Origin of the sequence: Microbacterium pseudoresistens (assembly GCF_013409745.1) — a bacterium.
GTDB lineage: Bacteria > Actinomycetota > Actinomycetes > Actinomycetales > Microbacteriaceae > Microbacterium > Microbacterium pseudoresistens.
Genome location: NZ_JACCBH010000001.1, coordinates 2,194,939 through 2,210,931 on the forward strand (window position 1 = coordinate 2,194,939; position 15,993 = coordinate 2,210,931).

12 protein-coding genes are annotated in these 15,993 nt (G+C 70.3%); 10 read left to right on the forward strand and 2 right to left on the reverse strand.

The window, feature by feature from the left end; translation table 11 throughout:
- Window positions 1-56: 56 nt before the first annotated feature.
- Complete coding sequence (locus BKA02_RS10810) at window positions 57-2,624, forward strand: glycosyl hydrolase family 18 protein (protein ID WP_179433937.1); 2,568 nt, start codon at window positions 57-59, stop codon at window positions 2,622-2,624.
- A gap of 104 nt (window positions 2,625-2,728) precedes the next feature.
- Window positions 2,729-4,621: a glycosyl hydrolase family 18 protein gene (locus tag BKA02_RS10815; RefSeq protein ID WP_281370283.1), complete on the forward strand. Its 1,893-nt coding sequence runs from the start codon at window positions 2,729-2,731 to the stop codon at window positions 4,619-4,621.
- Between the two features lie 79 nt (window positions 4,622-4,700).
- On the opposite strand, the gene BKA02_RS10820 is transcribed toward BKA02_RS10815, so the two are convergent.
- The gene (locus tag BKA02_RS10820; RefSeq protein WP_179433940.1) at window positions 4,701-5,609 is read right to left on the reverse strand and encodes an A/G-specific adenine glycosylase; all 909 of its coding nucleotides are present in this window, start codon (window positions 5,607-5,609) and stop codon (window positions 4,701-4,703) included.
- A gap of 23 nt (window positions 5,610-5,632) precedes the next feature.
- On the opposite strand from BKA02_RS10820, the gene truB reads away from it, so the two are divergent.
- The 6 genes from truB to BKA02_RS10850 all read left to right on the forward strand — a co-directional run bounded on the left by truB (window position 5,633) and on the right by BKA02_RS10850 (window position 11,877).
- Entirely contained in the window at window positions 5,633-6,583 is a 951-nt protein-coding gene (truB, locus tag BKA02_RS10825; RefSeq protein WP_179433942.1) for a tRNA pseudouridine(55) synthase TruB, read from the forward strand.
- Entirely contained in the window at window positions 6,580-6,951 is a 372-nt protein-coding gene (locus BKA02_RS10830; RefSeq protein ID WP_179433944.1) for a hypothetical protein, read from the forward strand. The genes truB and BKA02_RS10830 overlap by 4 nt, the downstream gene beginning before the upstream one ends.
- A gap of 23 nt (window positions 6,952-6,974) precedes the next feature.
- The gene (locus tag BKA02_RS10835) at window positions 6,975-7,439 is read left to right on the forward strand and encodes a hypothetical protein (protein WP_246286019.1); all 465 of its coding nucleotides are present in this window, start codon (window positions 6,975-6,977) and stop codon (window positions 7,437-7,439) included.
- The gene (locus BKA02_RS10840) at window positions 7,436-8,410 is read left to right on the forward strand and encodes a bifunctional riboflavin kinase/FAD synthetase (protein ID WP_179433945.1); all 975 of its coding nucleotides are present in this window, start codon (window positions 7,436-7,438) and stop codon (window positions 8,408-8,410) included. The genes BKA02_RS10835 and BKA02_RS10840 overlap by 4 nt, the downstream gene beginning before the upstream one ends.
- A gap of 229 nt (window positions 8,411-8,639) precedes the next feature.
- On the forward strand, window positions 8,640-10,790 hold the full coding sequence (locus tag BKA02_RS10845; protein ID WP_179433947.1) for a DEAD/DEAH box helicase: 2,151 nt from the start codon (window positions 8,640-8,642) through the stop codon (window positions 10,788-10,790).
- 58 nt (window positions 10,791-10,848) lie between these two features.
- Window positions 10,849-11,877: a 6-phosphofructokinase gene (locus tag BKA02_RS10850; RefSeq protein ID WP_179433949.1), complete on the forward strand. Its 1,029-nt coding sequence runs from the start codon at window positions 10,849-10,851 to the stop codon at window positions 11,875-11,877.
- A gap of 5 nt (window positions 11,878-11,882) precedes the next feature.
- Here the strand turns inward: BKA02_RS10850 and BKA02_RS10855 are convergent, their stop codons facing one another.
- Window positions 11,883-14,006, reverse strand: a complete 2,124-nt coding sequence (locus BKA02_RS10855; RefSeq protein ID WP_179433951.1) for a prolyl oligopeptidase family serine peptidase — start codon at window positions 14,004-14,006, stop codon at window positions 11,883-11,885.
- 152 nt (window positions 14,007-14,158) lie between these two features.
- Between BKA02_RS10855 and BKA02_RS10860 the strand changes: the two genes are divergently transcribed.
- Window positions 14,159-15,652: an inorganic phosphate transporter gene (locus BKA02_RS10860; RefSeq protein ID WP_179433953.1), complete on the forward strand. Its 1,494-nt coding sequence runs from the start codon at window positions 14,159-14,161 to the stop codon at window positions 15,650-15,652.
- Entirely contained in the window at window positions 15,649-15,987 is a 339-nt protein-coding gene (locus BKA02_RS10865; protein ID WP_179433954.1) for a peptidase, read from the forward strand. The genes BKA02_RS10860 and BKA02_RS10865 overlap by 4 nt, the downstream gene beginning before the upstream one ends.
- Window positions 15,988-15,993: the final 6 nt, after the last annotated feature.

Consider the following 15,993-nt stretch of genomic DNA (forward strand, 5'->3'; position numbering starts at 1 on the left):
AATTCTCCGCAGGGGTTTCGACAGAGCTGACTGTCCGACGACGTACAGGAGCACGAATGTCTTTTCGACGAGCAACGACGGGCCTCCGCCGGGCCTCGGTGGGCGTCGCCGCCCTCGTGGTGGCGGGCCTGCTGAGCGCCACCGCGCCGGCCGCAGCGGCCGAGGCCTGCGCCGATCCGTGGGATGCGGAAGCGGTCTACACCGGCGGTGACATCGCCTCGCACGATGGATCGAACGTGCGGGCCAAGTGGTGGACGCAGGGCGATGTCCCCGGCGCCGACCAGTGGGGCCCGTGGGAGTCCCTCGGCGCCTGCGGAACGGAGACCGATCCCGACCCGGATCCCACTCCCGACCCGACGCCGGATCCCACCCCGGAGCCGACGCCCGATCCCACTCCGGATCCGGAGCCGGGAACGCCGTGGACGACGAACCCCGACGAGACCTGCCGACCGGACGGGCTGTACCAGACTCCCGGCGTCGACGTGCCCTACTGCACGATCTACGACGAGGCGGGCCGCGAGCTGCTGCCCAACGGCCTCGAGCACCGCGTGATCGGCTACTTCACGAGTTGGCGCACCGGCAAGAACGGCCAGCCCGCGTACCTCGCCGACGACATCCCGTGGGACCGGCTCAGCCACATCAACTATGCGTTCGGCCACATCGGCGCCGACGGCGGGCTCTCGGTGAATCAGGATGTGCCGGGCAACGCCACCGATATGACCTGGCCCGACGATCCCGACGCGACGATGGATCCGGCGCTGCCGTACACCGGCCACCTCAACATGCTGCACACGCTCAAGGCGCAGCATCCGGGAGTCAAGTCGCTCATCTCCGTGGGCGGCTGGGCCGAGACCGGCGGGCACTTCGACGCCGACGGGGAGCGCGTCGCCGACGGCGGCTTCTACACGATGACGGAGTCGCCGGAGAAGATCGAGGCCTTCGCGGCCTCGGCGGTGGAGTTCATCCGCACCTACGGCTTCGACGGCGTCGACATCGACTACGAGTACGCCAACAGCAACGGCAAGGCGGGCAGCCCCGACGACTTCACGTTCTCGGAGCCGCGCCGCGCGACGCTGTGGGCGGGCTACGAAGCGCTCATGAAATCGCTTCGCGAGCACCTCGACCGCGCCGGCGCCGAGGACGGCATGCACTACCTGCTGACCGTCGCCGCGCCCGCCTCCGGCTGGCTGCTGCGCGGGGCCGAGATGTATCAGGTGACTCCGTACCTCGACTACGTCAACGTCATGAGTTACGACCTGCACGGCTCGTGGAACTCGTACGTGGGCGGCAACGCGGCGCTGTTCGACGACGGGATGGATCCGGAGCTGACGGCGGGCGGCGTGTACACCGCGTACGACGGCATCGGCTACCTCAACACCGACTGGGCCTACCACTACTTCCGCGGCGCGATGCCGGCCGGGCGCATCAACATCGGCGTGCCGTTCTACACGCGCGGCTGGGAAGGCGTGCAGGGCGGCACCGACGGGCTCTACGGCTCGGCGCCTCTCGCCGACCAGACGGCCTGCCCGCCGGGCACCGGGCCGTCGCTGGGCGGCACCACGGCGTGCGGGGCCGGTGCGACGGGCATCGACAACCTGTGGCACGACCTCGATAAGACCGGTGCCGAGATGGGGGCGGGCGCCAACCCGATCTGGCACGTGCTCAACCTGCAGAACGGCGTGGTCGGCGACTACGCGGCCTCCTATGGGGCGCCCACCGAGATCGAGGGTGCGTACACGCACCACTTCGACGAGACGACGAAGGTCGAATGGTGGTGGAACGCCACGACGCGCACCTTCCTCTCGGGCGATGCCGATCAGGCGATCGCCGCGAAGGCGGACTACGTGGCCGACAACGGCATCGGCGGAGTGATGATCTGGGAGCTCGCCGGCGACTACGGCTACGACGAGCAGAGCCAGCAGTACGGCATGGGGTCGACCCTCGTCACGATGCTGCACGATCGGCTGGCCGATTCGACGCCGTACGGCGCGGGCAAAGCCGATGAGGCGATGCCCGGCGAGGCCATCGATCTCCAGGTGCAGGTGAGCGAGTTCGCGCTCGGCGACAACAACTATCCGATCACCCCGAAGGTCACCTTCGTGAACGGCTCGGACGCCGATATCCCGGCCGGCTCCACGATCACCTTCGACACGGCCACGAGCGACACGGGTGCCATGGGGGAGCAGAACGGCTGGGGCATCGCGGTCGTCGACTCCGATCACACCGGTGACAACATCGGCGGGCTCGACGGCGACTTCCACACGTACCGGCTCACGGTTCCCACAGGTGGCATCCCCGCAGGCGGCAGCGCATGGACGAAACTGTCATGGCGCCTCCCGATGGCGTCGATCTCCAACCTCCGCGTCGAGATCGGCGGCCAGGTCTACGCCACCCTGTACGACCTGCCGCGCGGCGCGCTGCTCGTGTCACCGGGTGCGGGCAGCGGCGGGGGAGACGAGGGCGGCACCGGCGGCGCGTGCACCGCGGCGGATTGGGATGCCGGGGCGGTGTACACCGGCGGCGACGCTGTGTCGTACGACGGGCGCACCTACACGGCGAAGTGGTGGACGCAGGGTGAGACACCCGGCAGCGCCGCGGTCTGGGGAGACGGCGCGACCTGCTGACGCAAGGGCGGGATGCGGCCGAGCATCCCGCCCACGGACGGCCGTCCGGCGATCCGCGCGGACGGCGGACAGGCGGCGAACCTCGCCGCCGGAGAAGAGGAGAGATGATTCGCAGGAGAACACGCAGACGCGGCATCGTCGCCGCGCTCGCGACGGCCGCGACGGCCGCCTCACTCGCCCTGGCAGCGCCCATGGCGGCCAATGCCGAGGGCGGCAGCGCCCCGGCGGAAGCGACCGCGACGGACGCGCCCAGCGCGCTGAACGGCTACCGAAACGTCGGCTACTTCACGCAATGGGGCGTGTACGGCCGAGGCTTCCAGGCCAAGCAGCTCGACGTGTCGGGGGTCGCCGATGACCTCACGCACATCAACTACGCGTTCGGGAACATCCACTACCAGACGTTGGAGTGCTTCATCGCGAACAAGGCGCAGGGCGAGGGCCCCACCGGTTCCGACGGAGCCGGCGATGCCTGGGCCGACTTCGGGATGGGCTACACGGCGGCGAACTCCGTCGCCGGCGTCGCCGACACCTGGGACCAGCCGTTGGCCGGTTCGTTCAACCAGCTCAAGCAGCTCAAGGAGAAGCACCCGCAGCTGAAGGTCATGCTGTCGCTCGGCGGCTGGACCTGGTCGAAGAACTTCTCAGCCGCGGCGGCGACCGAGCAGTCGCGCCAGAACTTCGTCTCCAGCTGCATCGACCTGTACATCAAGGGGAACCTCCCCGTGATCGACGGGCGCGGCGGCGACGGCGCCGCTGCCGGGCTGTTCGACGGGTTCGACCTCGACTGGGAGTGGCCGGGATCGCCCAACGGACTCGAGGGCAACATCGTCGATGTCGAGCATGACGCAGCCAACTTCAAGGCGCTCGTGCACGAGTTCCGCACGCAACTCGATGCTCTGTCGGCCACCACCGGCAAGGACTACCAGATCTCGGCCTTCCTGCCGGCGAACATCGCCGACATCGAGTCGGGCGGCTGGAACGACCCCGAGCTGTTCCAGGATCTCGACTACGGCAACATCCAGGGCTACGACCTGCACGGCGCATGGGACCCCGAGCTGACCGGGCACCAGGGCAACCTGTATCCCGACCCGGCCGACCCTCGCCCTGAGGACAAGAGCTTCAGCATCGAGCAGGCCGTCGACGCCTACGTCGGCGCCGGCATCGCGCCGGCCCAGTTGGGCTTGGGTATGGCGATGTACGGCCGCGGCTGGAAGGGCGCCGCCTCGGCGGATGCCTGGGGCACGGCCAACGGCGCGGCCCCCGGCACGTGGGAGGCAGGCAACGAGGACTACGACAAGCTCAAGAACCTCGGCACCGGCTACTACGACGCCGCGGTCGGCGCCGCCTGGCGCTATGACGGCGACCAGTGGTGGAGCTACGACAGCACCGAGTCGGTGGCTCAGAAGGCCGCGTTCATCGCTGACCAGCATCTCGGCGGCGGCATGTGGTGGGATCTCTCGGGTGACCGGCAGGGCGAGCTGACCACGGTGGTCTCCGACGCGCTGCGCGCCGCGACCCCGGGAGGAGCGACGGATCCGACGAACCCGACCGACCCCACCGATCCCACGGATCCGACGGATCCGACCGACCCGACGGATCCGACCGATCCGACGGACCCGGGCGAGTGCGCCGCGGCGGCATGGGACTCCTCGGCGGTCTACACCGGTGGTGCCGTCGTCTCGTACGAGGGCGTCGAGTACACCGCGAAGTGGTGGACCCAGGGCGACACCCCGGGCGCCGCGGACGTGTGGGCGCAGGGTGCGGCATGCGCGCCCACGGATCCGACGGACCCCACCGATCCGACAGATCCGACCGATCCCACGGACCCGACCGACCCCGGCGAGTGCGCCGCGGACGCGTGGGACGCCGCGGCGGTCTACACGGGCGGTGACGTCGTCTCCTACGAGGGCTCTAAGTGGAGCGCCCAGTGGTGGACGCAGGGCGAGGCCCCCGGCTCGCAGCAGTGGGGTGCATGGGCGCTGGTCGGCACCTGCTGATATCCGCTCGACGGCGGCGCTTCGGGATTCGTCCCGGGGCGCCGTCGCCGTGCACGCATGCGGATGCGTGCCGACGCGGTCAGCGGGGCAGGCGCAGCTCGTGCGCGAACGCCTCGACGAGCCCGTCGTCGACGAGGGACTGGATCGCACGGTCGCGCTGGGCGGCATCGGGCCAGTCCGCCAGCACCGCGTCGACCGGAAGCGCATGGGCGGAGGCCGCGCGTAGCGCGCGCAGCACGGCGCCGCGAGCCTGCCGATCCGATCCCTCGTACCGTGCCTGGCGCCGACGGCGATCCTCTCCCGCCGGGTGGCCGTTCCGGTGCCATGCGCACTCCGCGGCGAGCGGGCAATGCGCGCAATCGGCCGAGCGCGCGCCGCACACCGTGGCGCCGAGCTCCATCATCGCGGCGTTGACGGCGGCCGCATCCTGATCGTCGTCGGGCAGCAGTTCCGCCATCTCGTCGAGGTCGCGTCGCGCGGGCGGATGGGGCTGTTCGCGGCCGTGCACGACGCGGGCGATCACCCGTCGCGTGTTCGTGTCGACCACGGGATGCCGATCGCCGAACGCGAAGACCGCGACGGCGCGCGCGGTGTACTCGCCGACGCCGGGCAGAGCAAGCAGCGCATCCACGTCGCGTGGGATGCGACCGCCGTGCTCGGCCACGATCGAGCCCGCCGCCCGGTGCAGCCAGAGTGCACGGCGGGGGTAGCCGAGGTTCGCCCACTGATGAACGACCTCGGCGGGGGTCGCGGCGGCCAGCGCCGCCGGGGTTGGCCAGCGCTCCAGCCACGCCGCCAGATGGGGGATGACCCGGGTGACCGGGGTCTGCTGCAGCATCGTCTCGCTCACGAGCACGCCCCATGCCCCGAACGAGTGGAGGAACGCCTCGCCCCGCCACGGCAGGTCGCGCGCATGCTCCCGGTACCAGGGGATCAGCGCATCGGCGACGCGCTCGGCGGCCGGTGTTCTCGGGGCGGGGCAGGGCACGACACCCAGCGTAGGCTGGCGGGATGCATGCACGCGCCGTTCCGCCGGGGATCCTCCTCGTCGACAAGCCGGGCGGCATGACCAGCCACGACATGGTCGCCCGCGCGCGCCGCGCCCTGGGCACGCGCAAGGTCGGCCATGCCGGCACGCTGGATCCGATGGCCACCGGCCTGCTCGTGATCGGCGTCGAGGCGGCCACCAGGCTGCTCACCTTCGTCGTGGGCGCCGACAAGACCTATCTCGCCACGATCCGGCTGGGCTCGACCACCACGACCGACGACGCCGACGGCGAGCAGGTCGACACCGCAGACCCGGCGAGGCTCGCCGCCGTCGACGAGCCGCGCATCGCCGCGGGCATCGCCGAACTCACCGGCGCGATCTCGCAGGTTCCCAGCGCCGTCTCGGCGATCAAGGTCGATGGGCGTCGCGCCTATGACCGGGTGCGCGCGGGGGAGCACGTCGAGCTCGCCGCCCGCGATGTCGTCGTCTCGCGCTTCGAGGTGCTGTCCGAGCGCCGCGAGGGCGACGCGATCGACCTCGACGTCGTCGTGGACTGCTCCTCGGGCACCTACATCCGTGCGCTTGCCCGCGATCTCGGCGCGGGACTGGGCCTCGGCGGGCACCTCACCCGGCTGCGGCGCACGCGCGTGGGGCCGTTCACCGTCGACGACGCCGTCGAGGAGGGGGCGCTGGACCCGGATGCTGCGGCCCCGATGATGCTGAACCCGGCGGAGGCGGCGACACGCATCCTGCCGCGGCTCGACGTCACCGCGCAGGAGGCCGTCGACCTCCGCCACGGCAAGCGCCTGCATGGCCAGGCTGGGAGACTGGGCGAGGCGCGGGCGGCGGCGATCGACCCGGATGGCGTGCTCGTCGGCATCCTGGAGCGGCGCGGAGCCGATCTGAAGAGCGCGATGAACATGCCGGAGCCGACACAGTCCGATCCGGCCGATCCGGCTCAGGGGGCCTCGTGATCATCGGTTTCACCATCGTTCTTCTCGTCGTGGCCGTCGCCGCGGGGCTGCTCTGCGTCGTGCTCGGTCTCGCCGGGCGACCGCCCAGCGATCTGTCGGTCGGCGCCCTCGCCCTGCTCGAAGTGCTGCTCATCGCCCAGGTGGTGATGGCGGTCATCGCTCCGTTCGCGGGAAATCCGCCGCAGGGCGACCCGCTGGAGTTCTGGGTCTACCTCGTCTCCGCGGCGCTGCTGCCGCTGGGTGGTGCGGTATGGGCGCTCGTGGATCGCACGCGGTGGAGCACCGTCATCCTCGGCGTCGTGGGGCTCTCGCTCGCCGTGATGATCTGGCGCATGCAGGTGATCTGGACGACGCCGATCCCTGCATGACCGCGCCGTAGGATGGATGGGCTATGAGCACCGTCTCGTCCTCTCCCCGAACCGCACCCGGCGGCACCCGCATGCGGGGCGCCGGGCGAGTGCTCGTCATCGTCTACGCCGTCATGGCGCTGGCATCGACAGGGCGCTCCCTCGTGCAGATCGCGCAGCGCTTCTCCGAGGCGCCGCTGGCCTATTCGCTGTCGGCGGCCGCCGCCGTCGTCTACATCGTCGCGACCCTCGCTCTGGTCCTCTCCGGCCGCCGCGGCTGGTACACGGTCGCCTGGATCGCGATCTGCTTCGAGCTCGCCGGCGTGCTCATCGTCGGCACGCTCAGCCTCGTGGCGCCCGCGCTGTTCCAGCATCCGACCGTCTGGTCGCAGTTCGGCCTCGGCTACGTGCTCGTGCCGCTCGTGCTCCCCGTCGTCGGCCTGTGGTGGCTGCGCGCGCACCGCCCTGGTGCCGCTGGACCCGGGGTGGTCGCGGAGCCGGGCGCATGATCGTCTACCGCGACATCACGGAGATCCCCGAGGATGCAGGGGCCGCCGTCGTCGCGATCGGCAAGTTCGACGGCGTGCACGCCGCGCACTGCGCCGTCTTCGCCCGCGCCAAGCAGGATGCCGCCGCGCGCGGCGCCCGCACCGTCGCGGTCACGTTCGATCGCAACCCGCTGAGCGTGCTGAGCCCCGACAAGGCCCCCGACAGCCTCGTGACCCTCGACCGCAAGCTCGAACTGCTCGCCCAGGAGGGCATCGATGCGGTGCTCGTGCTCACCTTCGACGAGCAGCTCGCGCAGGTGGAGGCGTCGGAGTTCGTGCAGACGATCCTCGTCGACGCTCTGCGCGCCGTCGTCGTGCTCGTCGGCCGCGATTTCCGCTTCGGACGCGGCGGGGCGGGGGATCCCGCACTGCTCGAGCGGATGGGCGCCGAGAACGGGTTCTCCGTCGACGTCGTCGACGACGTCTTCCTGGACGGCTCCGCGCGCCGCGTGTCGTCCACGTGGGTGCGCGAGCTGCTCGCCTCGGGCGATGTGACGACGGCCGCGGAGGTGCTCGGACGGCCGGTGTCGGTGCGCGGCGAGATCGTGCACGGACTCAAGCGCGGTCGCGAACTGGGCTTTCCCACGGCGAACCTCGAGCCGACGCTGAACGCCATGGCCCCGGCCGACGGCGTCTACGCCGGCTGGCTGATCGATCACACCACCGGCGTGCGGCACCCTGCCGCGATCTCCGTCGGCACCAACCCGACCTTCGACGACGTCGCCGAGCGGCAGGTCGAGGCGCACGTCATCGATCGGGAGGGACTCGACCTGTACGGGCACGATGCGACGGTGGAGTTCGCTCAGCGTCTGCGCGGGATGACCGCCTTCCACGGAATCGAGGCGCTGAAGGCGACGATGGCCGACGATGTCGCGCGCACGCGATCGGTTCTCTCCGGCGCCCCTGCGTCGGAGACACGCGTCGACGGCTGATCGCATCCGCATCGACCGCGCGGACGATGAATCTGCGCGCGGGGCCCTCGTGGCGTAGGATGGAACACGGAGCCTCTCGATGCCCGACGCCCGCGTGCGTTCGCTCGCCGGAGGCCGGGCGCCCGCTTCGTCCTGGCGAAAGCCGCTCGCGGGCGTCTGCACAGCCCGCTCTCGCGGGCATCCCCACCGTCCCGCCCGATCGGGCGCAGGCACCACGCTCAGGAGGAGCATGCCGAGCACGGCGACCGCCCCACGGCGGAACAAGTCGCGTCGCGATGACGACGCCCCCCTCATCCCGATCCTCGCGCGCAAGGTTCGCGAGATCGAGGCCAAGGCCCAGCGCGGCAAGCTCGGGCCCACCAACCGCGTCAAGTTCCAGGTGATCGCCTTCCTCGTGCGCGAGGAGCGCGCCCGCGTGAAGGTCGACGATGCCCTCGCCGACGGCGCGCGCGCCGAACTGCTCAAGCGGCTCGACGGCGTGGCGACCATCCTCGCGAAGACCGCGGCCCGCGACACCTCGCTCATCCAGCTGCTCGAGGTGGATCAGGCCACCAGCCCCGTGGCCAAGCGGATGCGCCGCGACTGGCTGCTCGAATCCGGCGCGGAGCTCGCCCCCGAAGAGCTCATCATCGCCGACATCGCCCCGGTGCAGGCGCCCGTCGTGCCCGCCGCGCTCGCCGAGCGACAGGTGACGCCTCCCGCCGTCGAGTCGCGCATGATGGCCAACCCGTTCCTCGCGCCCGACCTCACCCCGCGCCCGGCCGAGACGCCTCGTCGCCGCCTGGACGGCTGGGAGCTCATGGGCCCGCTGTACAAGGCCTTCGAGACCGGCGCCGGAGGAGGGGCGGCCACGATGGAGCTGCCGCCCCTGCCCGAGGCGGACCACATCTCGCCCAAGGGACTGGAGATCATGGTGCACCAGTCCCGGCTGCTCGAAGCTGTGCGGGCCGGGCATCGTTCGCTCCTGCTCGCCGATGAGCCGGGCCTGGGCAAGACGGCACAGTCGGTGCTCGCCGCATCCGTCGCCGATGCCTACCCGCTGCTGGTCGTCGTGCCCAACGTCGTCAAGATGAACTGGGCGCGCGAGGTGGAGCGGTGGACCCCGCAGCGCCGCGCGACCGTGATCCAGGGCGACGGCGACGACATCGACGCCTTCGCCGACGTGTTCATCGTCAACTACGAGATCCTCGACCGCCACCTGTCGTGGCTCGGCGCCATCGGGCTGCGCGGCATGGTCGTCGACGAGGCGCACTTCATCAAGAACCTCACCTCCCAGCGCTCGCAGAACGTGCTCGCCCTCGGCCAGCGCGTGCGCGAGACCACGCCGGGCGGGCGGCCCCTGCTCATGGCGCTCACCGGCACCCCCCTCATCAACGACGTCGAGGACTTCGACGCGATCTGGCGTTTCCTGGGCTGGACCAATGGCGAGAAGCCGTCGGCGGAGCTCATGGCGAAGCTGGATGCGACCGGATTCACCCCCGCCGACAAGGCGTTCTACCCCGAGGCGCGCGACGCCGTGATCTCCATGGGCATCGTGCGGCGCAAGAAGGTCGACGTCGCCGCCGACCTGCCCGACAAGCTCGTCGCCGACCTGCCCGTGCAACTCGACGACGAGTTCGGCCGCGGCATCCGCGACGCCGAACGCGAGCTCGGCGAGCGGATGGCGGCGAAGTACCGCCGCATCGTCGAGGCGCGCGGCGATCGTGGCCAGGCCGCGTCGCTGGCACCGGGAGAGATCGATGACGACATCGTGCGGCTCGTCGCCCACAACGAGCTCGAGGAGTCGAAGGCGGCAGGCACCGGGGGCGACAACGTCTTCACGATGGTGCGCAGGATCGGTCAGGCCAAGGCATCGCTGGCCGCCGACTACGCCGTGCAGCTGCAGCGCTCGGTGGGCAAGGTCGTCTTCTTCGCCAAGCACATCGACGTCATGGACCAGGCCGAGGCGCATTTCGCCGCGGCGGGCGTCACGGCCGTCTCGCTGCGCGGGGATCAGACCTCCGCGGCCCGCCAGCAGGCGATCGACGACTTCAACGCGGATCCCGAGGTCGGCATCGCGGTCTGCTCGCTCACGGCGGCGGGCGTCGGTGTGAACCTGCAGGCGGCATCCAACGTCGTGCTGGCCGAGCTCAGCTGGACCGCGGCCGAGCAGACCCAGGCGATCGACCGCGTGCACCGCATCGGTCAGGACGAGCCGGTCACGGCCTGGCGGATCATCGCGGCGCACACGCTCGACACGAAGATCGCCGAGCTCATCGACCGCAAGCAGGGCCTCGCGGCGCGTGCGCTGGACGGCGAGCAGATCGACGACGACGAGACCGAGTCCGTGCAGCTGGCCGCCCTCATGCACCTGCTGCGGCAGGCGCTCGGCGGCGAGTAAGGTCGTCTCAGGCAACGTCGCCGTCCCCTCACTCGCTCACCACCTCGAAGGCGGCAGCATGAAAATCGGCATCCTCACCAGCGGCGGAGACTGCCCAGGGCTCAACGCCGTGATCCGTGGCATCGTGCTCAAGGGCACGACCACGCACGACCTCGAGTTCGTCGGCATCCGCGACGGATGGCGCGGAGTCGTCGAGGGCGATTTCATGCCGTTGACCCGCCACGAGGTGAAGGGGCTGTCCAAAGTCGGCGGCACGATCCTGGGCACCAGCCGCACCAACCCGTATGAGGGTGAGCGCGGGGGCGCCGAGAACATCGCGAAGACCCTGTACGGGCACAAGATCGACGGCATCGTCGCGATCGGCGGAGAGGGCACGCTCGCCGCCGCAGACCGGCTGGCGAAAGACGGACTGAACGTGATCGGCGTGCCGAAGACGATCGACAACGACCTGCGGGCCACCGACTACTCGTTCGGCTTCGACACCGCCGTCAACATCGCCACCGATGCGATGGACCGGCTGCGCACCACCGGCGACTCGCACCAGCGATGCATGGTCGCCGAGGTCATGGGCCGTCACGTCGGCTGGATCGCGCTGCACGCGGGCATGGCCGCCGGGGCGCACGTCATCTGCATCCCCGAGGTGCCCATGTCGATCGACGAGATCGCCGCCCAGGTCACCAGCGCCCACGACCGCGGCCGTGCGCCGCTCGTGGTGGTCTCGGAGGGCTTCACGCTCACCGGCATGGACGAGGCGTACAGCGACAAGGGCCTCGACGCCTTCAACCGCCCGCGGCTGGGCGGCATCGGCGACCAGCTCGCCCCCGAGATCGAGCGGATCACGGGCATCGAGACCCGCGCGACGATCCTCGGGCACATCCAGCGCGGCGGATCGCCGTCGGCGTTCGACCGCGTGCTGGCGACGCGCCTGGGTCTGCAGGCCGCCGACGCGATCGTCGACGGCGCGTGGGGGCAGATGGTCGCGATGCGCGGCACCGACATCGTGCGCGTGCCCTTCGCGGAGGCGCTCGGCGAGCTCAACACCGTGCCCCTGAGCCGCTACGAAGAGGCCGCCGCCCTCTTCGGCTGACGGGATCAGGCGAGGCCGAGGCGGTCGAGCAGCCAGGCCAGCTCGAAGGCGCGCTCACGCCACGAGCTGTAGCGGCCGCTCACGCCGCCGTGACCGGCGACCATCTCGCACTTGAACAGCACGTCCTGCGCGCCCGCATCGCGCAGGCGTGCCACCCACTTGGCCGGCTCGACGTACAGCACGCGGGTGTCGTTGAGCGAGGTGACGGCGAGGATCGGGGGATAGGGGGCCCCGTCGCGCACGTTCTCGTACGGGGTGTACGACTTCATGTACGCGTATACCTCGGCGTTGTGCAGGGGATCGCCCCACTCATCCCACTCGATGACGGTCAGCGGCAGCGATGGATCGAGGATCGAGGTGAGCGCGTCGACGAACGGCACCGAGGCGAGGATGCCGGCGAACAGCTCCGGGGCGAGGTTGGCGACGGCGCCCATGAGCAGCCCGCCGGCGCTGCCGCCCTCCGCGACGAGGCGTTCGGGCGCGGTGATCCCCGCATCCACGAGATGACGCGCGCATGCGACGAAGTCGGTGAAGGTGTTGATCTTGTGGCCGAGCTTGCCGTCTTCATACCAGCCGCGGCCCATCTCGCCGCCCCCGCGCACATGCGCGACGGCGAAGACCGCGCCGCGATCGAGCTCCGACAGCCGCATGACCGAGAAGCCGGGATCGATGGAGTGCTCGTACGATCCGTAGCCGTACAGGTGCACGGGCCGCGGAGCGTCGGCCTCGCGCGGATCTCCCTCCGAGCGCTTCCACACGAGCGAGATCGGCACGTTCGTGCCGTCGTCGGCACGCGCCCATTCTCGCGACTGCGCATAGTCGTCCGGGTCGTATCCGCCGAGCACGGGCTGGCGCTTGCGCAGCTGCAGCGAGCGATCGGCCAGCTGCAGGTCGTACACCGTCGCCGGGGTGACGAACGAGGAGTACCCCAGGCGCAGCGACGGCGTCGTCCACTCGGGGTTTCCGCCGAGCCCCACCGAGAACAGCGGCTCGTCGAACTCCAGTTCGTCGAGGGCGCCGGTGCCCAGATCCAGCAGCGCGAGTCGGCACAGTCCCTCGCGGCGGTACTCGACGGCGGTCGCGTCGCGGAACGCATCCACATCGAGCAGGCGGCGCCCGGGGGTGTGCGGCACGAGCACGCGCCGCTCGCCCTGCGGGTCGGCGGCGGAGACGGCGACGAGCTCGAAGTCGAGCGCGCCGTCGTTGTGCAGGATCAGCAGCTCGTCGCGGCCGTCGACGACGGCGTGCTCGAGAGAGTACTCCACCCCCTCGGCGCGCGGCCACACCACCCGCGGCGGCGCGGTGAGGTCGTCGAGGTCGACGAGCAGTTCCTCGCTCGTCACGTTCGAGCCGAGGCCGATGACGAGGTACTTGCGGCTGCGTGTGATGCCCGCACCCATCCAGAACCGCTCATCGGGCTCGTGGAACAGCTGCACGTCGTCGGCGACGTCCGTGCCCAGACGGTGCAGCCAGAGCGTATCGGGGCGCCAGGATTCGTCGACCGTCGTGTAGAGCACTGACGCACCGTCCGGGCTGAAGAACGCGCCCGAGGTGCCGGGGATCACATCCGGCAGCCGCTCGCCGGTCACGAGGTCCCGCACGTGCACGGTGTAGCGCTCGTCGCCCTCGAAGTCGACCGACCACAGCAGGCGCGTGGCGTCGTCGGAGACGTCGAAGGATCCCATCGAGAAGAACTCGTGACCGTCGGCCTCGGCGTTGCCGTCGAGCAGGACCTCCTCGCCGGCCACAGGGGTCTTCGGATCGAGTACGGGCGGGGTCCAGTCGTCGGCCGAGGCGATGCGCGCGCGGCACTGCAGCCCGTACTGCTGCCCCTCGACCGTGCGTCCGTAGTACCACCAGTCGCCACGGCGGCTGGGCACCGACAGGTCGGTCTCCTGCACGCGCCCCTTGATCTCCTGGAAGAGCGTCTCACGGAGCGGTTCGAGGTGGGCGGTGCGCGCATCCGTGTACGCGTTCTCGGCCTCCAGATGCGCGATGACCTCGGCATCGTCCTTGGCGCGCAGCCACTCGTACGGGTCGTCGAACACGTCGCCGTGATGGCTGCGCTGCTGAACGCGGCGGGCGGCGCGGGGAGGGGACGGGCGGTCGGATGCGGCAGTGCTGTTCACGCTCCCACGCTAGTCGAGCTCGAGTTGACCGGCACCGGGCGCGGTGGGAGGATTCAAGCGGCGCCTTAACGGCTGCAGAAACCACGGTGAACTCTTCGTTCGTCACGCCGATCCCGTCGGCAGTCTCCCCGTCCGTCCAACGAAAGAGAACGGTGGAAACCGCAGTCCTCATCGTCGTGCTGGTCATCGCACTGGCACTGTTCTTCGACTTCACCAACGGATTCCACGACACCGCGAACGCGATGGCCACGCCCATCGCGACGGGGGCGCTCAAACCCAAGACCGCCGTGCTCCTGGCGGCAGTGCTCAATCTCGTCGGCGCGTTCCTGTCGACCGAGGTCTCGAAGACCGTTTCGCACGGCATCATCCACGAAGACAGCATCCAGGCGCAGGTGTTCCTGCCGATGATCTTCGCCGGGCTCATCGGCGCGATCACCTGGAACATGCTCACCTGGCTCCTGGGGCTGCCCTCGAGCTCGTCGCACGCCCTGTTCGGCGGGCTCATCGGCGCGACGCTAGTGGGCGTCGGGTTCACCGGGATCGATTTCGGCATGGTGCTGTCGAAGATCGTGCTGCCCGCGCTGATCGCTCCCGTGACGGCGGGCATCATCGCCTTCGCGGCGACGAAGATCGCCTATGCGGTCACTCGGCGCTACGACGGCCGGCCCGATGGTCGCGACGGGTTCCGCTGGGGGCAGATCTTCACCTCCTCGCTCGTCGCGCTCGCCCACGGCACGAACGACGCGCAGAAGACCATGGGCGTCATCACCCTCGCCCTCATCACGGTCGGATGGCAGAGCGCGGATCACGCCGATCCCTATCTCTGGGTCATCATCGCGTGCGCGTTCACGATTGCCCTCGGCACGTATCTGGGCGGCTGGCGGATCATCCGCACGCTCGGCAAGGGGCTCACCGACGTCAAGCCCGCCCAGGGGTTCTCCGCCGAGACATCCACCGCGGCCACGATCCTCGCCTCCAGCGCGCTGGGCTTCGCACTTTCGACCACGCAGGTCGCCTCCGGCTCGGTCATCGGATCGGGACTGGGGCGCCGTGGCTCCACGGTGCGCTGGCGCACGGCAGGGCGCATCGCGATCGGATGGCTGCTCACCCTGCCGGCCGCCGGCGCTGTCGGCGCCGTGGCCGCCCTCGTCGTCGTGTGGTGGGGCACCTGGGGCGTTCTCGTCGACGCCGTGCTGGCCCTGGCGATCATCCTCGGGCTGTTCCTGCGCTCGCGTCGCGACGCCGTGACCGCGAGCAACGCGTTCAGCGACGTGGCCGAGTCGGGTCACGCCGTCGACGTACCGGATGCGCCGCCGCCCACGCCCCGTCAGGAGCGCATCCTTCGCGCCGAGGAGGCCCGCAAGAAGCGGGCCGCCGAGGCGAAGAAGCGCGCGGAGGACGCCGAGAAGAAGGCGGCGAAGAAGAAGTCCGACAAGAAGAAGAAATCGGACAAGAAGAAGTCTGGCGACAAGAAGAAGTCTGACCCCAAGAAGAAGTCTGACCGCAAGAAGAAGTCGGGCGAGGAGAAGACCGACTCGGGCAGGAAAACGGACGCGGACGTGACGGGCGAGAACCAGAGGAGCACGAACGCGGCCGCTGAGGCCGAGATCGTGACGGGCGCCGAGGCGGGGCAGGGGGAGCGATGAACGTCGTTATCGATTGGCTGGCGTTCTTCAAGGTCCTCGGCGCGGCCCTCGTGGGTGCGACCGTCGTGGTCGGGTTCTACGCGCTGGGACTGCGGATGCTCGTGCGCTCCGGACGCGCACCCGTGGTGACTCCGGCCGAGTTCACGGATGCGATCACGGTGATCTCCGAGAAGGAGGCTCGTCGCGCGACGAAGGCGGCAGCCAAGGCCGCGCGCAAGAGTCCGCTCACCGATGCGCAGAAGAAGCTCGCGCTCGTGGCGGCTTTCGCCTGCTTCGCGGTGTGCGTGCTCGCGGTGCTCGGCGGCATCGGCATCATCGTCTTCGCCGGGCGATAACCTGGC